We start from the raw sequence: 25,092 nt of genomic DNA on the forward strand, positions 1-25,092 counted from the left end.
GCGCTGCGCCATCTGAAAGCTCCGCACGGATGTCGGTTGCTCCACCTGCGCAAATAGGCCTATCAACCCAAAGGGCTCCGGTTCCCGCTGGATGAAAGTTCAGTGGCAGGTCAGCTGGACAAAGAGCGTCAGCAACCCGTCGCCACCGCAGTCTGTGACCCAACTGGCGATACGGGGCGTGATTTCTGTCAGGCCGGGACCATCTGTCGCAACGGTAAAGGTGGTCTGCATGCGGAACCTTTCGGTCAGGGGAAAACGTTGGACAGCAACCATAGGAGAGATCACATGAGCGACAAGACGCTGTTTATCACAGGCGCATCGAGCGGCATCGGCGCAGCCACGGCCCGCAAGGCAGTAGCCGACGGCTGGAACGTGGGCCTGTTCGCGCGATCGCAGGACAAGCTGGATGCGCTTGTGGCAGAGCTGGGTGACAAGGCGATCGCCCAGCCCGGTGATGCGACTGACTACGACACACAGGTCGCAGCGCTGGATCAACTGGCCGACAGGTTTGGCCGCGTCGATGCCGCGTTTGCCAATGCCGGGCGCGGAACGTCGCACGGCGGCACCGACGCCGGGCAGATCGACGAATGGCAGGCGATGATCGATCTGAACGTGATGGCGCTGTTGAAAACCACCAAGGCGGCCATGCCACATCTGCAAAAGTCCAAGGGCCACATGGTCATGACCGGGTCAGCGGCAGGACGGCGGCATATCGCGGGATCGGTTTACGGCGCGACGAAATGGTTCGTGCATGGCTACGCCGGGAACCTTGCCGAAGAAATGAAAGAATGGGGTGGCCGCTGCACCGTGGTTGCACCGGGCATGGTGAACACCGCGTTTTTCGACGAACCCAAACCCGACAAACTACAACCCGAAGACGTGGCGGATGCCGTCATGCTGGCGCTGAACGCGTCTGACGTGAACGACGTGCGCGAAATTTTCCTGATGCCCAGAGGTTAAACCGATGACCGACAAGACACCCGCCCGACGTGGCACCACCAACGATCCCGAACAGGCCGACAACACAGGCCTGCCACCCCGCAAACCGGACCCCACGACAGACAAGGATACGCCCGGCGTGCCGGGAACAACCAACGACCCCAACCAGGCGGACCGCTGATCGGCAGGACGATTGTTCGCTGGAATGGCCTGCCGCATTTTAGCGGAACAGGGCATCGCCCTGTTCGTCGATGACCTGACGCGCCTTTTGCAGCGATGCGGCGATCGCTTCGTCATGGGTCTGCAGCACATCGGCGCGGATCAGGTGGTGCACTTGCGTCTGACCGTTTGCGTCCCGTTCAATGCGCGCCGCCAACCGCCAGCTTTTGCCGTCGGGTTGCGGGTCTGGCACGATACGAAAGCCATTGTGCGTTTCGGTCTGTGGCGCCGGTGCTGCGGCGCGGCCAAACAATTTGGACAGGATCGACATCGGGCGGCTCCTTTCGGTTGAAATGCAAAAGGGCAATCATCTGATTGCCCTTTTGCGGTCGTATCATGCGGCGGGCGCGGTCACTGGTCCAGAAAGGACCGCAGTTTGCGCGACCGGCTGGGATGCTTGAGCTTGCGCAGCGCCTTGGCTTCGATCTGACGAATCCGTTCGCGCGTCACGCTGAACTGTTGGCCAACTTCTTCCAGCGTGTGGTCGGTGTTCATGCCAATGCCGAACCGCATCCGCAGCACACGTTCTTCACGCGGGGTCAGTGAGGCCAGCACGCGGGTGGTGGTTTCCTTCAGGTTTTCCTGAATGGCGCTGTCCAGCGGCAGGATCGCGTTCTTGTCTTCGATGAAATCGCCAAGCTGGCTGTCTTCTTCGTCCCCGATCGGGGTTTCAAGGCTGATCGGTTCCTTGGCGATTTTCATCACCTTGCGGACCTTTTCCAGCGGCATCTGCAGTTTTTCTGCCAACTCTTCCGGTGTGGGTTCGCGGCCGATTTCGTGCAGCATCTGACGGCCGGTACGGACCAGTTTGTTGATCGTTTCGATCATATGCACCGGAATACGGATCGTCCGGGCCTGATCGGCGATACTGCGCGTGATCGCCTGACGGATCCACCATGTCGCATAGGTGCTGAACTTATACCCGCGGCGATATTCGAATTTATCGACGGCCTTCATCAGGCCAATGTTGCCTTCTTGAATAAGATCAAGGAATTGCAGACCGCGATTGGTGTATTTCTTGGCAATCGAAATGACGAGCCGCAGGTTGGCTTCGACCATTTCCTTTTTCGCGGCGCGGGCTTCTTTTTCACCCTTCTGGACCTGCGAGACGATCCGGCGGAATTCGGTGATATCGACGCCGACGTATTGCCCGACCTGCGCCATGTCCCCGCGCAGTTCCTCGATCTTGTCAGACGACCGTTCCAGCAGCATCGACCAACCGCGTCCGGTCTTTTCACCGATTTCTTCCAGCCAGTTCGGGTCCAGTTCGCGGCCACGGTAGGCATCGATGAATTCGCGGCGGTTGATCCGGGCCTGATCGGCCAGTTTCACCATTGCGCTGTCGATCTGCATGATGCGGCGGTTGATCCCGTAAAGCTGGTCGATCAACGCTTCGATGCGGTTGTTGTGCAGGTGGAGCGAGTTCACCATTTCCACGATTTCCGCGCGCAACACCTGATAGGTGGTTTCTTCGTTCGCGGAAAAGCTGCTGTCTTCGTTCAGCGTCGCGTCCATGCGGGCATCTTGCATGTCGGACAGTTTGGCAAAGTCGCGGGCGATGATATCGAGCGTTTCCAGCACGCGCGGTTTCAGCGCTGCTTCCATCGCGGCCAGGCTCATGTTGGCCTGTTCGTCATCGTCGTCGTCATCGTCCTTGGCAATCGGATTGCCGTCGGCGTCCAATTCCTGACCGTCGTCGCCGGATTTTGCATCCGGTGCGGTCGCAACGACCGGCGTTTCGGTGTCTTCGTCGCCCAACTGGTTGCCGAATGTGGTTTCCAGATCGATGACGTCGCGCAACAAGATGTCTTCGGACAGCAGTTCGTCGCGCCAGATCGTGATGGCCTGAAATGTCAGCGGGCTTTCGCAAAGCCCAAGGATCATGGTGTTGCGGCCGGCCTCGATCCGTTTGGCGATGGCGATTTCGCCTTCGCGGGACAGCAATTCGACGCTGCCCATTTCGCGCAGATACATCCGCACCGGATCGTCGGTGCGATCCAGCTTTTCAGCCTCTGCCCCGCCCAGCACCACATCGCGCGATCCGGCGATGGTCGCAACATCGGTGCTGGCCTTGTTTTCTTCGGTCTCTTCGGATTCTTCTTCTTCCGTGACCTGAATGCCCATTTCCGACAGCATCGACATGACGTCTTCGATCTGGTCGGACGATACCTGATCCGGTGGCATGACCGCGTTCAACTGATCATAGGTAATGTAGCCGCGTTCGCGCGCGTCAGCGATCATGCGTTTGACGGCGGCCTGGCTCAGGTCGAGGGAAATATCGCTGTCGGAATTGTCCTTGCGGTCGTCGTTGTCTTTGGCGGCCATGGTGCGGTCTCCCTCGTTCCGGCAACGATCAGTCCCAATGATTCGGGTGATTCGGCTATTTCCGAATCAACGCGCGATTGGCGCGATTCGCAACCAGCAGAGCATCAAAATCGGCTGATGTTGCATCTATCCTAAGGACGCCCTGCCCGGACGCCCTCTTAGCCACGCTATTTAGGGTCCTTGTCAGGGTTTGCAATCGCCAGCGCGTCCCAAAGCGCACGCGCGGCCGAAAGTTCATCACTGTCGAGTTCCGCGCCGTTGTCGGCCACGATCATTTCACCGGCACTGCCCGACGCGATAATCGCCGCACGATCGCGGGCTGTCGTCGCCTGACGCAGCCGCCATGTCAGCCCTTCGTCGCCTGCGTCGAGATCCTCTTGCGCCTCGCGGAGCTCTTGGGGAAGCGTACGCGCGGTGGACAATTTGGCAAAAGCTTCTGCCAGACAGGCCGCGGCAAACGCCAGATCGCCGGGTTTGCGCAGGCCGGACGACAGCCGGACCATATTCTGCGCCGACAGCCTGTCCACCGTGGCCGACAGACCGGCGGCATCAATGGTGGCTGCCATGTCATCGGCGGGGTCGGCGCGCAGGATCAGGGCGCGCAGGGCGGCATGATCGGGGTCTGTGCAGTCCATCTGTTCGATCTGCGCCACAAAAGGTTCGATGGCCGCCGGGGTTGCGATCAAGGTGGCAAAGATCACCGCTTCGCGCAGATGGTCGTCGCGGGCGGTGCCGCTGCCCAGCGCAGAGCTGCGGTTGGACGCAGAGGGCGCCAGATCACGGTGCCAGTCTTCTTGCCCCCGTTTGAAGGCCACGTTGCGCTGGCCGCTGCGCGCCTGCGGCTTGCGGGTCTTGAACAACTGCCACTTCAATTCCTTGAGCGCTTGGTCGTAGTGGCCGCGCAGACCGGGATCGGTGATGACCGCAGTGCGGTCGCGTAGGGCCTTATCAAGTGCCGCGCGGCGTTCCGGGCTGTCGAAACTGCGGCCTTCGGTTTCGCGTTGCCACAACAGTTGCACCATCGGGATGGCAGCGTCGAAGATCGCCTGCATCGCGCCCTTGCCCTGCTGTTTGAGCACATCGTCGGGGTCCAGACCCGCAGGCATGATGGCAAAGCGCAGGGATTTTCCGGCGGTCAGCAAGGGTAGCGCCACGTCGATGGTGCGCATCGCCGCACGCAGTCCGGCAGTATCACCATCCAGCGCGATCACGGGTTCGTCCGCGATCCGCCAAAGCATCGCAAGGTGATGTTCGGTCACCGCCGTGCCCAAGGGCGCCACAGCGGCCCCGAACCCCGATTCTGACAGGGCGATGACATCCATGTACCCTTCGGCCACGACCAGGGGCTGGCCCTTGCCTGCCGCCGTGCGGGCGTTCTGGATGTTGTAAAGCGTACGGGATTTGTCGAACAGCAGCGTTTCAGGAGAGTTGTAGTATTTCGCCTTGGCATCGGGGTCCATCGCCCGGCCGCCCAGCGCGATCGGTCGCCCACGTGCGTTGCGGATCGGAAAGATGATGCGCCCGCGAAACCGGTCATAGGGCGCGCCACCCCGTTCGGATGCGGCGGCCAGACCTGCGTCGATCACCATCTGCTGCGGGATGCCCTTGGCCGTCAGCGCGGCCAGCACACCGCCCCGGTCGGGGGCAAACCCAATGTCCCAGCGCTGGCAGGCATCGCCGTCCAGACCGCGCCGCGTCAGATACTCACGGGCCTGCGTGGCGGCGGCGGTGTTCAGGTTCAGACGGAAATGCTGCACCGCCTGTTCCATCACATCGGCCAGTTCGGTGCGGGCGTCGGCCTTTTCCTGCGCTTGGGGGTCGCGGGCGGGCATGGTCATGCCGGCTTCTCCGGCCAAAATCTCGACCGCTTCCATGAATCCCACGTTTTCGGTTTCGCGCACGAAAGAAATCGCGTCGCCCTTTGCGTGGCAGCCAAAGCAGTAATAGAACCCCTTGCGGTCATCGACGTGGAAGGACGCGGATTTTTCCTGATGGAACGGGCATGGCGCCCACATGTCGCCCTTGCCGGGGTTCGATTTGCGGCTGTCCCACATGACCTTGCGCCCGACCACGTCGGAAATCGACAGCCGGGTGCGCAATTCATCAAGGAAACCGGGAGGCAGGGACATGCCCACAATATCGGGGTTGCGGGGCGCGGAGTCGAGTGGCTGGCGACCAGTAGTTGTGGATAACGTGGCGGGGGGCGCTGCCCCCGGCGCTATCGCGCCTCCCCCGGAGGTATTTGAGGCAAGATGATGCGCAGCGTCAGCCCGATTGCACGGCCGCGCGTTCGAGTGCGGGGTAGCGCAGTCCCAGGGTCAGCCCGCGCACAATGAAACTGAGCAGCAGCGCCAGCCACAGGCCGTGGTTGCCGAAAACGGCCATCAGCGGGATCACCGCCGCAAAATACACGGCCGCAGAGACGATCATCATGTTGCGCATGTCCGTGGTGCGGGTCGCGCCGATGAAGATGCCGTCGAGCATCCACGCCGCCACCCCAAGCAGCGGGGCTGCGACCATGTATGGCAGATAGACGCGCGCCACATCGCGCACCGGGTCCGCCGTGGTCATGATATCGATGATTGCGGGACCGGCCCCAAAAAACGCCAGCGCCAGCGCGGCAGAGACCGCCAGCCCCCAGCCGCTGGTCAAAAGTGCTGCGCGGCGCAGGTGTCCGGGATCACGGCGGCCCATGGCCTGCCCGACCAATGCCTCTGCCGCGATGGCGAAACCGTCCAGCGCATAGGCCGTGACATGCAGGAATTGCAGCAGGATCTGGTTGGCCGCCAGCTGGACATCGCCAAAATCCGACCCCCAGAACAAAAAGCTGACAAACACCGCCTGCAACAGCACCGACCGGATCATGATGTCGGAATTCACGCGGCCCATGTTGACCAGCCGTGCGCGATCAAAGACCCGCGGCCAGTCGCGCAATGCGGTCACGGCAAAGGCCGCACGGCACAGCCACAGGCCAAACAGCAGGCCCGACCATTCCGCAAGGAATGTCGCCCACGCCACCCCCGGCACGCCCCAGTCGAAGCCAAGCACGAAAATCAGGTCGAGCCCGATGTTCATGCCATTCATCAAGACCTGCAGTCCCAGAACCGCGCCCGTGCGTTCCTGGGCAATCAACCAGCCGGTGATGCCGTAAAGCGCGATGGCGGCGGGTGCGGACCAGACGCGCACGCCCATGTATTGTCGGGCGAGGATTTCGACCTCTGCGCTGGCCGGTGACACCAAGAACGCCCCTGCGAACAAGGGCCATTGCAGGGCGATGATCGCCGCACCCGCCACAAGCCCGATCATCAAAGACCGTGACAGCAGGGCCGCCACCTCGGCCGTGTCGGACGCACCGATTGCCTGCGCTGTCAGGCCAGAGGTGCCCATCCGCAGAAAACCGAAGATCCAGTAGATCGCCGTCAGGATGATCGCACCGATGCCGACCGCACCAATCGGCGCGGCCTGCCCCAACTGCCCGACAACCGCTGTATCAACCACGCCAAGGATCGGCACCGTCGCGTTCGAAATGACGACCGGCAGCGCAATATGCAGGACGCGCCGGTGCGTCAGCGTGTCAGCCATTTTGCGGCATCAGAAAATGCCCGGTGGCCTGTGCAAAGGGACGCGCGCGGTTGTCTTGCCAGCTTTCGACATGGACAGAGGCATAACGCCGCCCCGACCGGGTAATCCGCGCACGCGCATAGGCATCGCGCGGCAGGCCCGACCGCAGATAATCCACGGTAAAGTCGATGGTTTTGGGCAGGCGACGCGGCGCGTCTTCGATTGTTTCGCCCGATTCAAGCGCATCCCACTGGCTGAACCAGCTGAGCGTGATGATCGACGTCACCTCGAGGAAGGCGGCCGTGACACCGCCGTGGATCGCGGGCAGCATCGGGTTCCCGATCAGCATGTCGTCATAGGGCAAAAGACCCGTCAGCTCGTCGCCGCGCCGATCGAATGTAATGGCCAGAAACTGGATATAGGGCACGCCCGCCACGAGCGATTGCAGGGCGGTGTCGCGGCGTTGCTTGACGACCTGCACGGGTTCGGGGCGGCGGCTCATGGTGTGTCCTTTGGACGTTCGACGGTAAACGCGCCGGTTGCGCAGGCCACCGGGTTGTCGGGGTCGTCGTCATAGGCGTTGGCGCGCACAAAAGCGACCGACCGGGTCATCCGGTAGCATGTCGCGACCGCGCGGATCTGCTGGCCGGGGGTTGCGCCGCGCATATAATCGATCCGCAAGTCGATGGTGGCGGTGCCCAGCGACGCGTCGGGATGCGCGATCACCGCCGCACCGCAGCAGGTATCCATCAGGGCCGATACCGCCCCGCCATGAATCACCCCGGTGTCGGGATCGCCCACAAGGCGCGGATCGTATGGCATCGTCACCTCTGCCAGACCGGGGCCGACGTCTGTGACCTGCATGCCCAGCGCGCGGGCATGGGGGATCATCGCGATGAACTGGCGGGCAATCTTTTCGCGTTTGTCAGCCTGGGTTTTATCCGCCGGATCAGCCGGGGTCGGGGGAATTTCGGTCATGCGGTCGCCCTTTGAACTGCGCGTCAACTTGGCACTTGCGGCGCGCGGCGCAACCCCTATATCTTTTATTGAGAATAATTCGCAACTGGGAATGCCATGAGCCTTACAGATGTCGCCGCCCAGCCGCCCGTACGGATCGGCCATTTTCGACCGCGTCGCCTGCTGGTCGCACTGCTGTTCGTTCTGCTGGCCGTCGCGCCCGGGGAATTGGGTTCGCTGACCCGCAGTCTGATGGTTGATGCCTATACGCAGGTCAGTGTGTTCGTCGCGGCGACGCTGATCCTGTTTTACGGGGCGGAACGGGTGTTCAAGTTCAACATCGGCGAAGCACTAAAGGGCGCGAACCGCTGGCAGGTGCCGATGGCGGCGTTGCTGGGGGCCACGCCCGGCTGCGGCGGGGCCGTGGTTGTGGTGGCCGCCTATTCATCGGGCAACGTCCGCTTTGGCGCTGTCGTGGCGACCCTGACAGCGACGATGGGTGACGCCGCGTTCCTGTTGATCGCTACGCGTCCCGACGCGGCTGCTGTGGTGCTACCGCTGTCATTTGCCGTCGGTATCCTGTCGGGCTGGATCGTGGATCGGCTGCCGTCGATTTCGCTGACCCCGCCGGACAAACCCATGCCGCAGGTGCCGCGCATCGGAAGGCCCCGCATAAAGGACTGGTTGTTCGGTCTGCTGGCCATGCCCGGCCTGATCATCGGCATCACGCAACTGGCTGGCGGCGATCTGGAACAAATATACGGCCCCGCACTGCCGATTATCGGTTTGACCGGCACAGCCATCGGTCTGTTCATCTGGGCCACCAGCCGCCTGGTCGCCATGAGCAATATGCATGATGCCCCGATTACCCGCATGGCAGAGGAGACGTCTTTCATCTCTGTCTGGGTGATCGGTGCTTATCTGGCCTATGATTATCTGGTGGCATTCGGCGGCGTCGATCTGGAACTGCTGTTCGGCTCTGTTTTGCCGCTGTTGCCGCTGATGGGGGTGTTGATCGGATTGGTGCCGGGATGCGGTCCGCAGGTGCTTGTGACGACGATGTATGTCAACGGGCTGATCCCCTTTGCCGCGCTGATGGGCAATGCAATCAGCAACGATGGCGATGCGTTGTTCCCGGCGATTGCACTGGACCCCAAAGCCGCGTTCTGGGCGACCATTTATTCGACGGTGCCCGCCCTGATCATGGCGTATGGTTTCTTCTGGTTTGCACCGGGCGTCTTGAACTAGCGGCGATTGCCCTTCTGTTCAGGCGTGTTAGCTTAGGGGCAGGAGGAAATCGCGATGCCGGACAAACGCCTGTCGTTCAAGGAAATGTGCGCCAAGTACGACGTGACGCCGCGCACCTTGCGATACTACGAATATATAGAGCTTTTGTCGCCCGAACGCGAAGGCCGGTCGCGGTTCTATGGTCCGCGTGAAGTCGCGCGCATGACCTTGATCATGCGGGGCCGTCGCTTTGGGTTCCCGCTGGAGGACATTCGCCAGTGGTTGATGATCCGCGATTCCGAAGGCGACAGGGCGCAGATGCGCACCTGGGTCAATCTGGCCGGCAAACAGCTGGACGAACTGGCCGAACAGCGCAGACAACTGGATGAAACCATGGCCGAACTCAAAAAGCTGCGCGACGATACCGCCAAGACACTGGGCTGAAACGACGGTCTGAACCACTGGCCTGAAACACCTGACGAAACGGTATCAGGGCAGATGTGATCGAACTGCCCCCCTGCCCCCCGCGCCATGACGATTCCAGTTTGACATCCAGACGATCCGCGACTGACCTTTGGTCACCAAAAAAGTGACGTGGCGTTTCGTTTACGTATACGTCAACAGGGTTGTAGGAATGTTCCCAGACCCTCACTTTGGGAACAAGACAGTCACCTATTACTGGAATGTTCGATGACCACTGACATGCTCAACATCCGCGAGATGTGCGACGCCTTTGGCGTGACGCCCCGGACGCTGCGCTTTTACGAAGCAAAGGAATTGCTGTTCCCCCAGCGGGTCGGCCAGAAACGCCTGTTCACGCGGTCCGACCGCGCCCGGCTGAAGCTGATCCTGCGCGGCAAGCGCTTTGGCTTCAGCCTTGAAGAGGTCCGCCAGCTGCTGGATCTGTATCATATGGACGATGGACAGCAAACACAGCTGAGCCGAACCTATGAGCTGGCGCAAAAACATCTGGCGGACATGCAGGCCCAGCGCGCCGAGTTGGACGAAGCCATCGCCGAACTGCAAACCCAGATGGACTGGGGTGCCAAACAGCTTGCCGAAATTTCAAGGAACACGTCGGACGCGGCCTGACCCGCGACACGACAATCGGAGGAGAGACAGCAGATGACCACCTACACATTGCCGCACAAGGATTTTCAATTCGTCCTGCACGACCTGTTGAAAGTGTCCGAACAGGATATTCCCGGATTCGCGGATCTGGACCGCGATTTCACCGCCGCCGTGCTGGAAGAATCCGGCAAGCTGTCATCCGACGTCCTGCACCCGCTAAATGCCGTGGGCGACACCGAAGGCTGCACCCTGGAAAACGGTGTCGTACGCACGCCAAAGGGTTTCAAGGATGCCTTTGATCAGGTTCGCGAAGGCGGCTGGACCGCACTGGACGTGCCGGAACAATACGGCGGTCAGGGCCTGCCCTATGTGCTGAACACGGCCGTGAACGAACCGATGGTGTCCGCCAATATGGCGTTCAACATGTATCAGGGCCTGACGCATGGCGCGCTGTCGGCGATCCTTGCGCATGGATCAGACGCGCAAAAAGACACCTTTGCGCCCAAACTGGCCAGCTGCGAATGGACCGGCACCATGAACCTGACCGAACCGCATTGCGGCACGGATCTGGGCCTGATGCGGACCAAGGCGGAACCGCAGGACGATGGCAGCTACAAGGTGACGGGCCAGAAAATCTTTATCTCGTCCGGCGATCACGACATGGCCGATAACATCATCCATCTGGTGCTGGCCAAAATCCCCGGCGGCCCCGAGGGGATCAAGGGCGTGTCGCTGTTCATCGTGCCGAAATTCATCGTCAAGGACGACGGCAGCCTGGGCGACCGCAACGGGGTGTCCGTCGGCAAGATCGAAGAAAAGATGGGTATTCACGGCAATTCGACCTGCGTGATGAATTATGACGGCGCGACCGGCTACCTGCTGGGACAGGAACACAAGGGCATGCGCGCCATGTTCGTCATGATGAACGAAGCCCGTCTGGGCGTGGGCCTGCAAGGCTACGCGCAGGCCGAAGTTGCGTATCAGAACGCGGTCGCCTATGCGAACGACCGCCTGCAGGGCCGCGATGTCACGGGGGCCAAAAATCCCGATGGTCCCGCCGATCCACTGATCGTGCATCCCGATATCCGTCGCAACCTGATGGATCAAAAAAGCTTTGTCGAAGGCGCGCGCGCGTTCACCTTTTGGGGTGCCATGTTGATCGACCGCGCACACCGTGCGGAAGACGCGCAGGCGGACGGCCTGATTTCGCTGATGACCCCTGTGATCAAGGGCTTTTTGACCGACAAGGGGTTCGAATACGCCACCGCCGCACAACAGGTCTACGGCGGCCACGGCTATATCGAGGAATGGGGCATGTCCCAGTTCGCCCGCGACGCCCGGATCGCCATGATCTACGAAGGGGCCAACGGTGTGCAGGCGCTTGACCTTGTGGGCCGCAAGCTGGCGGTCGACGGCGGCAAGCACCTGATGGGCTTTTTCGACATGATCAAAAGCTTCATCAAGGAAAACGAAGGCAATGAGGCCTTGAAGTCGGATTTCCTTGATCCGCTGAAACAGGCCAGCAAGGATATGCAGGCCGCCGCGATGTATTTCATGGGTGCGATGAAAAACCCCAACAACGCGCTGGCGGGTTCATATGACTTCATGCACCTGATGGGTCACGTCTGCCTGGGCTACATGTGGGCGCAGATGGCAAAGGCCGCGATGGAAGCACTGGACAATGGTGCATCCGATACAGCGTTCTTCGAGACCAAGATCGCCACCGGTCGCTACTACATGGCGCGGCAATTGCCCGCGACCGGCATGCATCTGGCCCGTATCAACAGCGGCGCGGATACGGTCATGGCGCTGGAGGCCGCAAGCTTTTGATGGGTGGCGGCGGGCTTTGTCCCGCCCTACGCTGCCCCAAAAGGAGAGCCCGATGCCCAAACGCCTGCGCCTGACACGCCGCTTCCCCGTTGCGATGACCGAAGACGGCTATCGCCGCCTGAAACGCTTCGCCAAGGAGGCGGGTCTGGACGAAGGAGAGGCGCTTTCGTTCCTGTTCGAGAATTTCGACAGCGTGCTGGATCACGATACGTTCGGGCACAGACTGAGGTTGTTCAATGCAGAGCTCGAGGCGCGTAAGAAGTGACGCCCGCCCCGGTTGCAGCCACAGGAGCCTCCGGCGGGAGTATTTGGGGCAAGATGATACGATGTTCACCTTGCCCCGACGATGTGGCCGTTAACGGACGCATCACCTTGCGCGGTCATCGGCTCTCCAGCCTGTACCGCATCAGTAGATGACGACGGCGAGGTTAAGAAAAGATTGACGGCCTTTGGTATCATCTTGCCAAAAATACTCAAACACAGCGCCACGCACAGGCGTGACATTCACCGGGAGGGCGAGACATGACGATCAAGCTGCATTGCTTTGGCGAAAGCGGAAACGCCTACAAGGCCGCATTGACGATGACGCTGGCGGATGTCGCGTGGGAGCCTGTCTTTATCGATTTCTTCAAGGGCGCGACCCGCACGCCGGAGTTTCGCGCGCTCAACATCATGGGTGAGGTGCCCGTGATGGTGGACGGCGACATGGTGCTGACTCAGTCAGCGGTCATTCAGGACTACATCAGCAGCAAGACCAGCAAGCTGGGGGGGCATTCTGCCGCCGAACGCCGCGAGATCCTGCGCTGGATGTTCTTTGACAACCACAAAGTCAGCGGGCTGGCCGGACCTTTGCGGTTCAACACGAACTTTCTGCCTGCCGACAAGCGCAGCGCGGATGTGAACGACTTTCTGCTGATGCGCCTGACATCGGCGCTGAAGGTGATGGACCAGCATCTGGACGGGCGCGACTGGCTGGCTGCCGACCGTCTGACGGTCGCCGATATCGCCTGCGCCGGATACCTTTATTACGACGAACCCTACGGGTTCGATCGCAGCGCATTTCCCCACGTGGACGCCTGGCTGGACCGGCTGGCCGCCACGGACGGATGGAAACACCCCTATGATCTGATGCCGCGCGCGCTTGACGCGGCCTGAAGGAGAAGACGATGACCGACGCTTATATCTATGACGCGATCCGCACGCCGCGCGGCAAGGGCCGCAAGGACGGTGCGCTGCACGAAGTCACATCCGCCCGGCTGTCCGCTGGTGTGCTGAACGCGCTCAAAGAGCGCAACGATCTGCAGGGCCACGCGGTCGAGGACGTGATCTGGGGCAATGTCACGCAGGTCGGCGAACAGGGCGGCTGTCTGGCCCGGACCGCCGTGCTGGCGTCCGATCTGGACCAGTCGATCCCGGGACTTGCGATCAACCGCTTTTGCGCCTCTGGGATGGAGGCGGTCAATCTGGCCGCCAATCAGGTGCGCGGCGGCGCCGGTCGGGCCTATATCGCGGGCGGCGTGGAAATGATGGGCCGGGTTGCCATGGGCAGCGACGGGGCGGCGATTGCCGTCGATCCGTCGATCGCGATGGACAGCTATTTTGTGCCGCAGGGCATCAGCGCAGACATCATCGCCACCGAATACGGGTTCAGCCGCGATGACGCGGATGCGCTGGCCGTCGAAAGCCAGAAACGCGCCGCTGCCGCATGGGCCGATGGCCGATTTGATAAATCCGTCGTCACTGTGCGTGACGTGAACGGCCTGCCCATTCTGGAGCGGGACGAATACATGCGTCCCGGCACCGACATGCAAAGCCTGGGCGCGTTGAAAGCGTCGTTCAAGGATATGGGTGAAACCATGCCCGGCTTCGACAAGATCGCGCTGATGAAATATCCGCATCTGGAACGGATCAATCACATCCACCACGCGGGCAATTCGTCCGGCATCGTGGACGGCGCCGCTGGCGTGCTGATCGGGTCCAAGGCATGGGGCGATGCGATGGGTCTGAAACCGCGCGCGCGCATCCGTGCGACGGCCAAGATCGGCACCGATCCCACCATCATGCTGACCGGCCCCGTGCCCGTCACCGAAAAGATTTTGGCCGATAGCGGCATGGCGATCGGTGATCTGGACCTGTTCGAGGTGAACGAGGCCTTTGCGTCGGTCGTGCTGCGGTTCATGCAGCGGTTCGATGTGGACGCCGACCGGGTCAACGTGAACGGCGGGTCCATCGCCATGGGCCACCCGCTGGGCGCGACAGGCGCGATCATCATCGGCACCCTGCTGGACGAGCTGGAACGCACGGGCAAGGGCACGGGTCTGGCCACGCTGTGCATCGCGTCTGGCATGGGTGCGGCCACGATCATCGAACGCGTCTGATCCGGGGCTGCCGTCGTGGAACGCAGATACTTTCAGGACTGGCTGGACGGGGTGATCGACCATGCCCATGCCAATGACGGCGCGGGCTGGGCCGATCGCTTTGCCCGGCCCACCCTGATCGTATCCCACGACCGCAGGTCACTGATCGAAACCGACGCAGAGTTTGCCGCGAAGTTCAGCGCGTGGCGCGGTCTGTTCCGCGTCTACCGCGTGACCCACATGTTGCGGACCGTCACCGACCTGCAACCCGACGGCGACGCCCGTGTCATTGGCACTTACGACACCGACATTCTAGCCGACGGCAAGCGGGTCATGCCGCGCTTTCGGTCCACCAAGGTACTGGTCCGTCAGGGCGACATCTGGCGGTGTTGCCAGCTGACGACCGGCATGGGGGCCGCCGACGGATACCTGTTTCATACCGAACACGACGGCACGCGCGCGCCCGGATCGCCGCAGCCGTCCCCGACAGTCGAAAGGACAAAACCATGACCGATTTTACCATGACAACCGACGCCGACGGTGTCGCCGTCATCACTTGGGACACGCAAGGCAAGTCCATGAACGTGATGAACCAGCAGGGCTTTGCCGATCTGGACCGGATGGTCGGTGAGGCGCTGGCAGACGATGCAGTGAAGGGGATCGTCATCACATCGGGCAAGCCCGACAGCTTTGCCGGGGGGATGGACCTGAATATCATCGCGGCGATGCGTGACGGGTCCGACAACCCCGCGCAGGCGATTTTCGACGGCGTGATGGACATGCACGGTGTGCTGCGCCGGATCGAACGCGCGGGCATGGACGCGAAGACCAACAAGGGCGGCAAGCCCATTGCTGCCGCCCTGCCCGGCACCGCACTGGGGATCGGTCTGGAAATCCCGCTGGCCTGTCACCGCATCTTTGCCGCAGACAACCCCAAGGCCAAGATCGGCCTGCCGGAAATCATGGTCGGGATTTTCCCCGGTGCCGGCGGCACGACGCGCCTGTCGCGCAAGCTGGGCGCGATGGCAGCATCGCCGCTGCTGTTGCAGGGCAAGATGAATGATCCCACCGCCGCCATGAAGGCCGGTGTGATCGACGAGGTGGTGCCCGCCGACGACCTGTTGGACAAGGCCAAGGCGTGGGTGCTGTCATCACCCAGTATCGTGAAGCCCTGGGATGAAAAGGCATACAAAATGCCGGGCGGCGCGCCCTATCATCCGGCGGGTTTCATGACCTTTGTCGGGGCATCCGCAATGGTCAACGGCAATACCCAAGGCGTCTATCCGGCGGCCAAGGCGATGCTGTCGGCGGTCTACGAAGGCGCACTTGTGCCCTTTGACACCGCGCTGAAGATCGAAGCGCGCTGGTTCACCAACGTGCTGTTGAACCCGTCGTCCAGCGCGATGATCCGGTCGTTGTTCATCAACAAGGAAAAGCTGGAAAAAGGCGCCAACCGCCCCGACGTGGCAGACCAGAAGGTGCAAAAGGTCGGCGTGATCGGCGCGGGCATGATGGGTGCCGGGATCGCGCTGGTATCGGCGCTGGCGGGCATTCAGGTCGTCCTGATTGATGCCGAACAGGCCGCGGCGGACAAGGGCAAATCCTATACCGCTGACTACATGGACAAGGGCATCAGCCGCAAGAAAGCAACGCCCGAGAAGAAAGAACAGGTACTGGGCCTGATCGCGGCGACGACCGATTACGCCGCCCTGAAAGGCTGCGACCTGATCGTAGAGGCCGTGTTCGAGGACATGGGCGTCAAGGCCGAGGTCACGAAAAAGGTGCAGGACGTGGTCGGCCCCGATTGTATCTTTGCGACCAACACCTCTACCCTGCCGATTACCGAACTGGCGGCCGCCGCACAGGACGCGGACAAGTTCATCGGCATCCACTTCTTTTCGCCCGTGGACAAGATGAACCTTGTGGAAATCATCAAGGGTGAAAAGACCGGCGATGTGGCCGTGGCAAAGGCGTTGGATTTCGTGCGCCAGATCCGCAAGACCCCGATCGTGGTCAACGATGCGCGGTTCTTTTATGCCAACCGCTGCATCATTCCCTACATCAACGAAGGCATCCGCATGGTAAAAGAGGGGGTGAACCCCGCCCTGATCGAAAACGCGGCCAAGCTGGTCGGGATGCCGCTGGGCCCGCTGCAACTGGTCGATGAAACAAGCATCGATCTGGGTGTGAAAATCGCCAAGGCCACGAAACTGGCGATGGGCGATGCCTATCCCGACGCAGAGGTGGACGAGGTGCTGTTCTGGATGGCCGATCAGGGCCGGATGGGGCGCAAATCGAAATCCGGGTTCTATGCCTATGACGAAAAGGGCAAGCGCACCGGGTTGTGGGACGCGCTGGCCGCGCAATATCCCGTGGCGGATGAACAGCCCGACCTGATCACGGTGCAGCACCGCCTGTTATTCGCGCAAGTGCTGGAAGCGGTCCGCGCGCTTGAAGACGGGGTTTTGACCGACATCCGCGAAGGCGACGTGGGCGCGATACTGGGCTGGGGCTTTGCCCCTTGGTCGGGCGGTCCGTTCAGCTGGCTGGACATCATCGGCGCGCCCTTTGCCGCCGAAACCTGCGATATGCTGACCGAAACCCACGGCGACCGGTTCAAGACACCCGATCTGCTGCGCGAACTGGCCGACAAGAACGGCACGTTCTACGCCCGCTTTGGTGAAGGCGTCGACGCTGCCGCCTGAGCGCGAAAACGCGACATCAAAAACAAAAATGCGCGGCCCTTGTCCAAGGGTCGCGCTTTTTCGTCCCAGAGGGCGGAACGCAGGCTTATGCGGCGATGCGAAATGCCTGCGCGGCTTGCCGGGGATCGGCATGGCCAAGGTCTTCTTGGGTCAGGCACTGCACCAGCAGCTTTGCCTGATCCAGCGTCAGTATCTTGTAGGCGGGGTCCACCGGGTCGGCCAGCAGATCGGCCTGTGCCGGGCACTGGAACAATGCACCGAAATTGGCAAATACGATCTCATCCTGCGCAAAGCGGACAAAGAACACGTTGATCGTGTCGGGCGGCGGGGATCTGTGGATGCCGCGCAATCCATCCAGCGCCTTTGCCGGGATCAGTGCAAAGGCATCGCCAAACACCGCTTCGGCGGTGTCGCTTTCGACCAGAACGGCCTGATCAGGTAGCAACAGCAGCGGTTCCTTGTTTCCCAGCGCACCGGCAGGCACCGTCAGCGGCCATGTCGTCGGATCGGATGCCGCACCACCGGTTTGCACCGCATGACACTCCACAGATGTGACCGTCTGCAAACCGCCGTCAAAGGTCAGGCATTGATCGCCCGGCACGATCGCATCCACCGTGCGCCAGCCGATCTGTGTGGCAAGCTTTGTGCCGCTGATCAGGCCATGACCGAAATCCTGTGTCCAGGGTGCCGTAGCTGGGGTGCTGTTCCAGACGAAATCGAACATGGCGTGACCTTTCCAAGTGTGGCTGACGTGTGGCGGCAAGTGACCTGTCATCACAGAAAGATTGATTCGCGGGGCGGCTGTTGGTCCGAAAAGCGGCAAGTTTCGGGCACTGGCGTGCCGACGCAGTGCAATAAGCGGGGCGAGGCGGGATTATTTAACATTTTGGAAACCATCGCGACGTAACGTCAGAAGCAGTAGCCGGACCGTGCGATATCTGCCGAACACAGCCGGGCCACCACTGCGGCGTCCCGGTCGCTGTAGCACCCACGCCAATCGTCGGGCCGGTCGGATGCGTTAATGTGCGGCAGCGGCAAACCAAACCCCAGATGCGCCATGACCGGGATCATGTCCTGTGCATAGGATTCAAGCCGCACGAAATGCGTGGGCCATTGCACGCCCTGCCGGTCGGTAACGTAGGACGCATAGGGATGCGCCGTCAGGCTGGCCTGCGTATGGGGATGGTTCACAAAGTCACTGAATGACAAACGGCATGCCAGCATGACCGCAGGGTGATCGAACGTTTGCGGCCTGAGCCAGTGGTAATAACTGACCAACCGCGCCCATGGGTTGCGGACCAGAACCATCGTGCAAAATCCAGACCGTTGATCCAGCGGGATCAGCGCGTCGATATCGGCGATGCGGCTGTGTTTCCACAGGCGGCCGGGTGCCGACAGGTCATCAAGCCGACGCCGGCGCTGCCGCGCCTTTGGGGTATCCCCGATCAGGATATCGTCGCGCGCGGCACGGGCGTCATAGGCCGTGGCAAAGGACGTACCGCCCGTTTTTGGGATATGCACAAACAGAAACCGGCGTGCCGGTGACAGGATCACCGCACACCACCTGCGGCGGCGACACATGGGAACGTGAAGTTGCAAGACCGGACCGTCATGCGGCGGATCGTGTCGGACCATCGACACCGGGGCAAGGGTCTTGGCCAGCAGCGGCGGTCATGTCTTCGGGCTTGTGTCGAAATCCCCAGAATAGCGTTGCGGCAACCACCAGCCGCGCTTTAGACATTGTGGACCCAACACGGCAGAGGCAGATGACGGCACTCGATCAATATGACCGACTGGAAAGCCTTGGACTATGGCGGCCGATCCGAACAGAACAGCGCCGCGAGGTGCTGGTGTCGTTCGGCAAGGCCACGCTGATCGTCAGCGATATGGCAGAACGCCCGCTGAGCCATTGGTCATTGCCTGCTGTCGAACGGGTCAATCCGCATGATACGCCCGCCATCTTTCGTCCCGGCCCGGATGCCGGCGAAACGCTAGAGATCGAAGACACCGCGATGATCGCAGCGATCGAAGCGGTGCGCGTGTCGATCGCACGGTCCGAACCCAAACCGGGGCGATTGCGATATTGGATGTCAGGCGCGATCATCGCCGCCGTGCTGGCAGTGGCTGCGATATCGGGACCGGACGCGTTGCGCGATCAGGCGCTGGCCGCCACGCCGGACGCCCGTCGCGCAGAACTGGGCGCGCGTATTCTGGGCCACATGCAGGCGCAGGCCGGGCCCGTCTGCCGCAGTCCGCGCGGCGTCGCCGCACTGGACCGGTTGCGCGCACGTCTGTTGGGTCCAAATGCGGCAGGCCAGACCGTCGTGCTGCCCGCCCCCCTGCCCGGTCCGGTGCTGTTGCCCGGACAGATCACCGTGATCAACCGTGCAGTGCTGGCGCGCTACGATGATCCCGCCGTCGTCGCCGGAGAGGTCCTTGCCGCAGTCGCGAACGATCCCGATCCTCTGCGCCCCGTGCTGGAACTGGCTGGATTGCGCGCCACAGTCCATCTGATGACGACAGGTGAACTGCCATCGGGGACGTTGGCCAGATATGCGCAGACCCTGATTGATCGGCCACAGTCCGTCGTATCAGAAGACGCGTTGCTGGCGGCATTTGCCGCAGCGCGCGTGCCCAGTGCGCCCTATGCTGCGCTGCGCACGGCACGCGGACAGAACGCGGCGCTTTTGTTGACCCGGGGCGGTGACGACACCGAACAGCTGACCCCCATCCTGACAGACGCGGAATGGATTCAATTGCAGGGCATCTGCGACGCCTAGACCTGATCAGCCGCGCGTGTAAGCGTCGGCAAATCCCATGCTGCGCACCATGCCCAACGCCCGCTGCAGATCAGACGCGGATGCGAAGGGTCCGGCGGCGATGACCTTTAACCCACCGGAACGCCCGGATGCCACCGGAAGACCTGCAGCCTGCAACCTTGCGATCAGGCGCTCTGCGTTGGCAGGGTCGCCAAAGCTGCCGACCTGCACGTAGCTGTGCCCGGTCGATGCCGCGCGGGGTGCGGGCGCGGTCACGGGGGCCACAGACCGGCTGGACACGCGTGCCTGCGGTGCGGTTTTCACCATGGCCTGCGTTTGCGGCAGGCCCCGCTGCGGATTGATCCGGCCATCGTCCCAGACAGGCGCGTACCCGTTGGGTGGTGACGCCGGGGCCGCGACAACGGCGGGCACATTCGATTCAGGCACACCGTTGCGCGTTTGTGGCGCAGTGCGGGTCGATACGCTTGCCATTGCGGGGCTGGCGATGCTGCGCGTCACAACACCAGACGGCGACTGCATCTGCGGGCCGCACCGGACCGGATAGCGTGTTTCGCCGGACAGGTAATTGATGCCACATCCATTGGATGCCATCTGCGACCGTGCATCAAGGTTCGGTTGCGCCCTGACGACGCGCAGCGGCGCTGTGGCGGTCTGCGGACAGGCGATCGGCGCACCGCCAACGCTGACCAGCCGTTCGCCCGATGCGATGCGGGCGCAGGCTTGGGCCAATGTGATACGTTCGGGACCACGTTGCGCGACAGGCGGTATCGCGGCTGCGACCGTTGCGCGCGGGGCCGGACCACAGTTAATGGGCTGCCCCGTGCTGGAGCTGATGAATCTGGGTTGAATGCCAAACCGACCGACACAGGCCTGCGCCAAGGTGATGTTGCGCGGGGCTGGCGCGGGGGCCGCTACGACGCGCGGCGACGGTGCGACTACGGGCGCTGGCGCTGCGGCAGCAACACGTGCCGGACGCGGCGCGGGGGTCGCCGCAGGTGCTGCGCGCGCAACGCGGGGGGCCGGCGTCGGTGTGCTGTCATCGGCCTGCGGTTCGGCGGTGATATTCAGGATCGGCAGGTCTGCCACAACGGTATTCGACATCGCCCGTATTTCGTCGGCGGTCAAACTGGGCTGAAAGTTGCAAAGCTGCTGGCGGCGGCGGTCCACGCGGGGCACCCAGTTGGTGCGGCCATCCATCCCGGCCCGCACAAAGGCACAGCCTTGACTGTCGACATACTGCGATCCGGTGTAGCTGGACGGCGGAAATTCCGCTGGTATCGAAATCCGTTGCGCCAGCGATGGCGACGCTGCGCCCGCAGCCAGCGCCACGGCCATCGCAATACTTTTCGACATACCTGTCACGTCAACAATTCCAATTCTCAGCCACAATTGTGCAGAGAATCGCAAATAGCCGACCTCAAGTAAAGAAATTTATGGAAAAGAGGCCGCTTATTTTGTGCCGAACATGCGGTCGCCCGCATCCCCTAGTCCTGGAACAATATATCCACTGTCATTCAGGCGTTCGTCTACCGCTGCTGTGACGATGGGCACATCGGGATGCGCGTCTTTCATCCGGGCGATGCCTTCGGGCGCTGCCAAAAGGCACAGGAAACGCAGGTTCGTCGCCCCCGCGTTCTTGAGCAGGTCAATCGCCGCGACGGATGAATTGCCCGTCGCCAGCATCGGATCGACGGCGATCACCATGCGGTTGTCCAGCGCCTGCGGCACCTTGAAATAATATTGCACCGGTTTGAGCGTTTCTTCGTCGCGGTAAAGCCCGACGAAACCCACCCGCGCCGACGGCACCAGTTCAAGGATGCCGTCCAGCAGGCCGTTTCCCGCCCGCAGGATCGATACCAGCGCCAGTTTCTTGCCGTCCAGCACGGGTGCGTCCATCGGCTGTAGCGGCGTGTCGATGCGTTCGGTCGTCAGCGGCAGGCTGCGCGTCACCTCATACGCCAGAAGTTGGCTGATCTCGCGCAGAAGTTGGCGGAACACGGCGGTCGATGTCGCGGTCTGGCGCATCAGCGTCAGCTTGTGCTGCACCAGCGGGTGGATGACATGGGTCAGATGGCCGTCGGCGGTGCTGTGATCGGTAATCATGTTGCGGGCTCCAGTCGTTTGAGGATCGCGTCCTTGGTGTCGCTATCACAGAATGCGGCGGCGATCCCGGCCTTGTTCATCGCCAGAAAATCATCGTGGCCCCAGCCGAATGTGCGCGACAGGTTTTCATATTCCGCCGTCATCGTGGTGTGAAAGAACGGCGGATCGTCGGTGGACACGGTGATCGGCACGCCCGCCTCGCGCAGTTTGGCAATTGGGTGATCGTCCCAGCTATCGACCGCGCGCAGCACGACGTTGGACCCCGGACAGACCTCTAGCGTGATGCCGCGCTCGGCCAGAAGCGCCACCAGCGCGGGGTCTTCGATGGCACGGATGCCATGCCCCAGCCGTGCGACGCCCAATGCATCAAGCGTTTCGCGGATGCGGCCGGGATCGCCCCATTCGCCTGCGTGGGCGGTCAGTTGCAGCCCCGCTTCGCGTGCCATGTCAAAGCTATAGGTGAAATCGGCGGGCCGTCCGTCCAGTTCCGCCCCGGCCAGACCGAACCCGGTCAGAAACGGCCCTGCAGTTTCGGCGGCACAGCGCGCGGCCTTGCGGCAGGCGTCCCGCCCGTGGTGACGCACGGCGGTGGCGATGCCGCGCAGCACGATACCGTCATCGCGTTCGGCGTCGGATGCCGCCTGCGCGATGGCGGCCAGATAATCGCGCCACGCGACCACGTCGCCGCCACCGCAGAAATCCGGCGACAGAAAGGTTTCCGTATAGATCACGCCATGAAAGGCGGATTCCGCCAGCACGGCGCGGGTCAGGCGGTAAAATTCCTCTGGCCCGGTCAGGACGGTGCAGGCCTGATCGTAGACCGACAGGAAATGCGCGAAATCGCGAAACACATAACCGCCGTCGGGATCAAAGATGGCGGATAGGTTGACCCGCTTTTCACGCGCCAGATCGCGGATGAAATCCGGCGGCGCCATGCCTTCGATGTGGGTGTGCAGTTCGACCTTGGGTTGGCTGCGAAAATTCATAGAAATGACCTTCCCGGTCCGCTGTGGGGCACGCCCAGATGATCCGAGATCGTGGCGGCGACGTCGACAAAGGCCAATGGACCAAGCGCGCGCGCGCCCATTCCGTGGACCAGCACCGGCACGCGTTCGCGCGTGTGATCGGTGCCGATCCAGCTGGGATCGTTGCCGTGGTCCGCAGTGACGATCAACAGATCGCCGTCCCGCAGGCGTGGCAGCAGATCGGCCAGTGCCGCATCGAACCATTCCAGATGGGCGGCATAGCCCGGAATATTACGGCGGTGGCCGTATTCGCTGTCGAATTCCACGAAATTGGCAAAGACAAAGGCACCGTCGGCGGCCGTTTCCACCAGATCGTTCAAGTGGCGCATCAGATCGCGGTCGGCACCTTTGCGCACATCGTCGATGCCGCGCATGGAAAAAATGTCCCCGATCTTGCCGACCGCATGAACGGGGTGGCCAGCCGTTTTGACATCGTCGCAGATCGTCGGGCTGGGCGGTGCGATGGCAAAATCCTTGCGGTGCGGCGTGCGTTTGAAACCGTCCTCGACAGACCCGACAAAGGGCCGCGCGATCACGCGCCCGATCCGCATGGCGTGCAGCGTGGGGGCCAGATCGGCGCACAGCTTCATCAGGCGATCCAGGCCAAAGTGGTCTTCGTGGGCTGCGATCTGCAACACGCTGTCGGCGCTGGTATAGACGATGGGCCAGCCGGTTGCGATGTGGCGCGCGCCTTCGTCGTCGATGACCTGCGTGCCGGATGCATGACGGTTGCCCAGAATGCCACCGGTGCCTGCGGCCTGACAGATCATGACGGTCAGGTCGTCGGGATAGGCCGGTTGCGTGTCGGGGAAATAATGCCAGTCCCACGGCACCGGCACCCCTGCCAGTTCCCAATGGCCCGACGGTGTATCCTTGCCACGGCTGATTTCGGTCGCAGCCCCCCATGCCCCCGTCGGGGTCGCATCCAAACCGGCCGCCACAGCGCCGCTGGCCAGCGTCAGCGCACGGCCCAGACCCAGCGCATCCAGCGTCGGCAGGGCCAGCGGTCCACGGTCCAATGCGGCGCAGCCGTCCGCGATATGGGCGATGGTATTGGCCCCGGTATCAGGCACCGTGCCGTTAAAGAATTGGTCCGCATCGGGAGCGCCGCCAATCCCGACAGAGTCGATGACGACCAGAAAAGCACGTGTCATGTCAAAATCCTGTCCAAGATCAGAGGAGCCTCGATCGGGGCATCCCCCAGCGTGATGGCAGCCCGCACCGCCGCTGCGGCGCGGTCCGCATCATCGCGGGTGCGGGCATGCACGGTGGCGACGGGATCGCCAAGGGACACCCGTTGCCCCAACCGGGCAACCGCTGTCAAGCCGACGGCGGGGTCAATCCGGTCATGTTCGACCGCGCGCCCGCCGCCCAGTACGACCACGGCAAGGCCCAGCGCCTCTCCGTCGATGCGGGCGATGTGGCCGTCCGACCATGCGGGCAAGGGCACGACCACAGGCGCGTCTGGCAGGTGGGTGCGCCAGTCTTCGCCCATATCGGGCGGGCCGCCCAGCGCGTGGATCATCCGCGCGAAGCGTTCCATGGCCTGACCGCTGTGCAGCGCACCCGTCAGGCGGGCGCGCGCGCCATCGCCCTGCCCCGCCAGCGTCAACACGGCTTCACCCAGCGACAGGCACAGATCCAGCAGGCGGGGGGCATGGGCGGTGTTGCCTTCCAGCAGGTCAATGCAGATCGCCACCTCTGTCGCGTTGCCAAGCGCGGGGGCCAGCGGCTGGTTCATGTCGGACAGCAGCGCAGCAGTGGGGCAGCCTGCGCCGTTGGCGGTATCGACCAGCGCGCGGGCCAGTGCGGCCGCATCATCCTGCGATTTCATAAAGGCGCCGGAGCCGACCTTGACGTCCAGCACCATGGCGCCCAGCCCGGCGGCCAATTTTTTCGACAGGATCGAGGCGGTGATCAGATCGACCGACGCCACCGTCGCGGTCACGTCGCGGATCGCATAAAGACGGCGGTCGGCGGGGGCGATGCCGCC

The 25,092-nt window shown here is 62.5% G+C and carries 26 protein-coding genes; 12 read left to right on the forward strand and 14 right to left on the reverse strand.

The features are described 5' to 3' along the window. Nucleotides 1–99 precede the first annotated feature (99 nt). Complete coding sequence (locus tag GZH79_RS19255; RefSeq protein WP_283094813.1) at nucleotides 100–231, reverse strand: hypothetical protein; 132 nt, start codon at nucleotides 229–231, stop codon at nucleotides 100–102. Nucleotides 232–285: 54 nt separating this feature from the next. Here GZH79_RS19255 and GZH79_RS13530 point away from each other — a divergent pair, with 54 nt between their 5' ends. Both GZH79_RS13530 and GZH79_RS13535 read left to right on the forward strand, forming a co-directional pair. Then, on the forward strand, nucleotides 286–960 hold the full coding sequence (locus GZH79_RS13530) for an SDR family oxidoreductase (RefSeq protein WP_211644311.1): 675 nt from the start codon (nucleotides 286–288) through the stop codon (nucleotides 958–960). Nucleotides 961–964: 4 nt separating this feature from the next. Then, nucleotides 965–1,120, forward strand: coding sequence for a hypothetical protein (locus GZH79_RS13535; protein WP_211644312.1), 156 nt, complete (start codon nucleotides 965–967; stop codon nucleotides 1,118–1,120). Nucleotides 1,121–1,159: 39 nt separating this feature from the next. Here the strand turns inward: GZH79_RS13535 and GZH79_RS13540 are convergent, their stop codons facing one another. The 6 genes from GZH79_RS13540 to GZH79_RS13565 all read right to left on the reverse strand — a co-directional run bounded on the left by GZH79_RS13540 (nucleotide 1,160) and on the right by GZH79_RS13565 (nucleotide 8,022). Continuing rightward, nucleotides 1,160–1,429, reverse strand: coding sequence for an HlyU family transcriptional regulator (locus tag GZH79_RS13540; RefSeq protein ID WP_211644313.1), 270 nt, complete (start codon nucleotides 1,427–1,429; stop codon nucleotides 1,160–1,162). Nucleotides 1,430–1,509: 80 nt separating this feature from the next. Then, nucleotides 1,510–3,483 (reverse strand): RNA polymerase sigma factor RpoD, encoded by a 1,974-nt coding sequence (rpoD, locus tag GZH79_RS13545; RefSeq protein WP_211644314.1) that lies wholly within the window; start codon nucleotides 3,481–3,483, stop codon nucleotides 1,510–1,512. 167 nt (nucleotides 3,484–3,650) lie between these two features. Further along, the gene (gene dnaG, locus GZH79_RS13550) at nucleotides 3,651–5,612 is read right to left on the reverse strand and encodes a DNA primase (protein ID WP_211644315.1); all 1,962 of its coding nucleotides are present in this window, start codon (nucleotides 5,610–5,612) and stop codon (nucleotides 3,651–3,653) included. A 136-nt stretch (nucleotides 5,613–5,748) separates the two neighbouring features. Beyond that, nucleotides 5,749–7,065, reverse strand: a complete 1,317-nt coding sequence (locus GZH79_RS13555) for an MATE family efflux transporter (RefSeq protein WP_211644316.1) — start codon at nucleotides 7,063–7,065, stop codon at nucleotides 5,749–5,751. After that, the gene (locus tag GZH79_RS13560; RefSeq protein ID WP_211644317.1) at nucleotides 7,058–7,546 is read right to left on the reverse strand and encodes a PaaI family thioesterase; all 489 of its coding nucleotides are present in this window, start codon (nucleotides 7,544–7,546) and stop codon (nucleotides 7,058–7,060) included. The genes GZH79_RS13555 and GZH79_RS13560 overlap by 8 nt, the downstream gene beginning before the upstream one ends. Beyond that, complete coding sequence (locus tag GZH79_RS13565) at nucleotides 7,543–8,022, reverse strand: PaaI family thioesterase (RefSeq protein ID WP_211644318.1); 480 nt, start codon at nucleotides 8,020–8,022, stop codon at nucleotides 7,543–7,545. The genes GZH79_RS13560 and GZH79_RS13565 overlap by 4 nt, the downstream gene beginning before the upstream one ends. A 96-nt stretch (nucleotides 8,023–8,118) precedes the next feature. On the opposite strand from GZH79_RS13565, the gene GZH79_RS13570 reads away from it, so the two are divergent. The 9 genes from GZH79_RS13570 (at nucleotide 8,119) to GZH79_RS13610 (ending at nucleotide 17,191) form a co-directional block, all read left to right on the forward strand. Continuing rightward, complete coding sequence (locus GZH79_RS13570; RefSeq protein WP_211644319.1) at nucleotides 8,119–9,249, forward strand: putative manganese transporter; 1,131 nt, start codon at nucleotides 8,119–8,121, stop codon at nucleotides 9,247–9,249. Between the two features lie 54 nt (nucleotides 9,250–9,303). After that, complete coding sequence (locus GZH79_RS13575) at nucleotides 9,304–9,672, forward strand: MerR family DNA-binding transcriptional regulator (protein ID WP_211644320.1); 369 nt, start codon at nucleotides 9,304–9,306, stop codon at nucleotides 9,670–9,672. A gap of 246 nt (nucleotides 9,673–9,918) precedes the next feature. Continuing rightward, nucleotides 9,919–10,320: a MerR family DNA-binding transcriptional regulator gene (locus GZH79_RS13580; RefSeq protein WP_211644321.1), complete on the forward strand. Its 402-nt coding sequence runs from the start codon at nucleotides 9,919–9,921 to the stop codon at nucleotides 10,318–10,320. 33 nt (nucleotides 10,321–10,353) lie between these two features. After that, nucleotides 10,354–12,129 carry an acyl-CoA dehydrogenase C-terminal domain-containing protein gene (locus tag GZH79_RS13585; RefSeq protein WP_211644322.1) on the forward strand — a complete coding sequence of 592 codons (1,776 nt, stop codon included), beginning with the start codon at nucleotides 10,354–10,356 and terminating at the stop codon, nucleotides 12,127–12,129. Nucleotides 12,130–12,181: 52 nt separating this feature from the next. Then, nucleotides 12,182–12,394 (forward strand): hypothetical protein, encoded by a 213-nt coding sequence (locus GZH79_RS13590; RefSeq protein WP_211644323.1) that lies wholly within the window; start codon nucleotides 12,182–12,184, stop codon nucleotides 12,392–12,394. Between the two features lie 257 nt (nucleotides 12,395–12,651). Next, nucleotides 12,652–13,284, forward strand: a complete 633-nt coding sequence (locus GZH79_RS13595; RefSeq protein ID WP_211644324.1) for a glutathione S-transferase — start codon at nucleotides 12,652–12,654, stop codon at nucleotides 13,282–13,284. Nucleotides 13,285–13,295: 11 nt separating this feature from the next. Continuing rightward, a complete protein-coding gene (locus GZH79_RS13600; RefSeq protein ID WP_211644325.1) occupies nucleotides 13,296–14,507 on the forward strand; it encodes an acetyl-CoA C-acetyltransferase in 1,212 nt (403 codons plus the stop codon). Between the two features lie 15 nt (nucleotides 14,508–14,522). Next, complete coding sequence (locus GZH79_RS13605) at nucleotides 14,523–14,996, forward strand: hypothetical protein (protein ID WP_211644326.1); 474 nt, start codon at nucleotides 14,523–14,525, stop codon at nucleotides 14,994–14,996. After that, on the forward strand, nucleotides 14,993–17,191 hold the full coding sequence (locus tag GZH79_RS13610) for a 3-hydroxyacyl-CoA dehydrogenase NAD-binding domain-containing protein (protein ID WP_211644327.1): 2,199 nt from the start codon (nucleotides 14,993–14,995) through the stop codon (nucleotides 17,189–17,191). The genes GZH79_RS13605 and GZH79_RS13610 overlap by 4 nt, the downstream gene beginning before the upstream one ends. Nucleotides 17,192–17,276: 85 nt before the next feature. Here GZH79_RS13610 and GZH79_RS13615 read toward each other — a convergent pair whose 3' ends face one another. Continuing rightward, nucleotides 17,277–17,915, reverse strand: coding sequence for a Hint domain-containing protein (locus GZH79_RS13615; RefSeq protein WP_211644328.1), 639 nt, complete (start codon nucleotides 17,913–17,915; stop codon nucleotides 17,277–17,279). Between the two features lie 185 nt (nucleotides 17,916–18,100). Further along, the gene (locus tag GZH79_RS13620; RefSeq protein WP_211644329.1) at nucleotides 18,101–18,745 is read right to left on the reverse strand and encodes a sulfotransferase family 2 domain-containing protein; all 645 of its coding nucleotides are present in this window, start codon (nucleotides 18,743–18,745) and stop codon (nucleotides 18,101–18,103) included. 212 nt (nucleotides 18,746–18,957) lie between these two features. Here GZH79_RS13620 and GZH79_RS13625 point away from each other — a divergent pair, with 212 nt between their 5' ends. Further along, nucleotides 18,958–19,971 carry a hypothetical protein gene (locus tag GZH79_RS13625; RefSeq protein ID WP_211644330.1) on the forward strand — a complete coding sequence of 338 codons (1,014 nt, stop codon included), beginning with the start codon at nucleotides 18,958–18,960 and terminating at the stop codon, nucleotides 19,969–19,971. A 6-nt stretch (nucleotides 19,972–19,977) separates the two neighbouring features. Here GZH79_RS13625 and GZH79_RS13630 read toward each other — a convergent pair whose 3' ends face one another. The 5 genes from GZH79_RS13630 to GZH79_RS13650 form a co-directional block, all read right to left on the reverse strand. Continuing rightward, nucleotides 19,978–21,324: an SPOR domain-containing protein gene (locus tag GZH79_RS13630; protein WP_211644331.1), complete on the reverse strand. Its 1,347-nt coding sequence runs from the start codon at nucleotides 21,322–21,324 to the stop codon at nucleotides 19,978–19,980. A 96-nt stretch (nucleotides 21,325–21,420) separates the two neighbouring features. Further along, nucleotides 21,421–22,074, reverse strand: coding sequence for a uracil phosphoribosyltransferase (gene upp / locus GZH79_RS13635; protein ID WP_211644332.1), 654 nt, complete (start codon nucleotides 22,072–22,074; stop codon nucleotides 21,421–21,423). Then, on the reverse strand, nucleotides 22,071–23,060 hold the full coding sequence (locus tag GZH79_RS13640) for an adenosine deaminase (RefSeq protein WP_211644333.1): 990 nt from the start codon (nucleotides 23,058–23,060) through the stop codon (nucleotides 22,071–22,073). Before GZH79_RS13640 ends, upp begins: the two co-directional genes overlap by 4 nt. Further along, nucleotides 23,057–24,253: a phosphopentomutase gene (locus GZH79_RS13645; RefSeq protein ID WP_211644334.1), complete on the reverse strand. Its 1,197-nt coding sequence runs from the start codon at nucleotides 24,251–24,253 to the stop codon at nucleotides 23,057–23,059. The genes GZH79_RS13640 and GZH79_RS13645 overlap by 4 nt, the downstream gene beginning before the upstream one ends. After that, on the reverse strand, nucleotides 24,250–25,092 hold an 843-nt coding region (locus GZH79_RS13650; protein WP_249219194.1), incomplete at its 5' end, for a thymidine phosphorylase. The genes GZH79_RS13650 and GZH79_RS13645, both read right to left, overlap by 4 nt.

This window comes from Loktanella sp. SALINAS62 (genome assembly GCF_018263905.1).
In the GTDB taxonomy this organism is placed as follows: Bacteria; Pseudomonadota; Alphaproteobacteria; order Rhodobacterales; family Rhodobacteraceae; genus Loktanella.

Coding starts and splice junctions, on each gene's coding strand:
- rpoD (WP_211644314.1), bottom strand. CDS start 3,483: ATGGCCGCCAAAGACAACGACGACCGCAAGGACAATTCCGACAGCGAT.
- GZH79_RS13630 (WP_211644331.1), bottom strand. CDS start 21,324: ATGTCGAAAAGTATTGCGATGGCCGTGGCGCTGGCTGCGGGCGCAGCG.
- GZH79_RS13535 (WP_211644312.1), top strand. CDS start 965: ATGACCGACAAGACACCCGCCCGACGTGGCACCACCAACGATCCCGAA.
- GZH79_RS13530 (WP_211644311.1), top strand. CDS start 286: ATGAGCGACAAGACGCTGTTTATCACAGGCGCATCGAGCGGCATCGGC.
- GZH79_RS13600 (WP_211644325.1), top strand. CDS start 13,296: ATGACCGACGCTTATATCTATGACGCGATCCGCACGCCGCGCGGCAAG.
- GZH79_RS13580 (WP_211644321.1), top strand. CDS start 9,919: ATGACCACTGACATGCTCAACATCCGCGAGATGTGCGACGCCTTTGGC.
- GZH79_RS13565 (WP_211644318.1), bottom strand. CDS start 8,022: ATGACCGAAATTCCCCCGACCCCGGCTGATCCGGCGGATAAAACCCAG.
- GZH79_RS13555 (WP_211644316.1), bottom strand. CDS start 7,065: ATGGCTGACACGCTGACGCACCGGCGCGTCCTGCATATTGCGCTGCCG.
- GZH79_RS13590 (WP_211644323.1), top strand. CDS start 12,182: ATGCCCAAACGCCTGCGCCTGACACGCCGCTTCCCCGTTGCGATGACC.
- GZH79_RS13645 (WP_211644334.1), bottom strand. CDS start 24,253: ATGACACGTGCTTTTCTGGTCGTCATCGACTCTGTCGGGATTGGCGGC.
- GZH79_RS13575 (WP_211644320.1), top strand. CDS start 9,304: ATGCCGGACAAACGCCTGTCGTTCAAGGAAATGTGCGCCAAGTACGAC.
- upp (WP_211644332.1), bottom strand. CDS start 22,074: ATGATTACCGATCACAGCACCGCCGACGGCCATCTGACCCATGTCATC.
- GZH79_RS13615 (WP_211644328.1), bottom strand. CDS start 17,915: ATGTTCGATTTCGTCTGGAACAGCACCCCAGCTACGGCACCCTGGACA.
- GZH79_RS13610 (WP_211644327.1), top strand. CDS start 14,993: ATGACCGATTTTACCATGACAACCGACGCCGACGGTGTCGCCGTCATC.
- GZH79_RS13640 (WP_211644333.1), bottom strand. CDS start 23,060: ATGAATTTTCGCAGCCAACCCAAGGTCGAACTGCACACCCACATCGAA.
- GZH79_RS13595 (WP_211644324.1), top strand. CDS start 12,652: ATGACGATCAAGCTGCATTGCTTTGGCGAAAGCGGAAACGCCTACAAG.
- GZH79_RS13625 (WP_211644330.1), top strand. CDS start 18,958: ATGACGGCACTCGATCAATATGACCGACTGGAAAGCCTTGGACTATGG.
- GZH79_RS13570 (WP_211644319.1), top strand. CDS start 8,119: ATGAGCCTTACAGATGTCGCCGCCCAGCCGCCCGTACGGATCGGCCAT.
- GZH79_RS13585 (WP_211644322.1), top strand. CDS start 10,354: ATGACCACCTACACATTGCCGCACAAGGATTTTCAATTCGTCCTGCAC.
- GZH79_RS19255 (WP_283094813.1), bottom strand. CDS start 231: ATGCAGACCACCTTTACCGTTGCGACAGATGGTCCCGGCCTGACAGAA.
- dnaG (WP_211644315.1), bottom strand. CDS start 5,612: ATGTCCCTGCCTCCCGGTTTCCTTGATGAATTGCGCACCCGGCTGTCG.
- GZH79_RS13560 (WP_211644317.1), bottom strand. CDS start 7,546: ATGAGCCGCCGCCCCGAACCCGTGCAGGTCGTCAAGCAACGCCGCGAC.
- GZH79_RS13540 (WP_211644313.1), bottom strand. CDS start 1,429: ATGTCGATCCTGTCCAAATTGTTTGGCCGCGCCGCAGCACCGGCGCCA.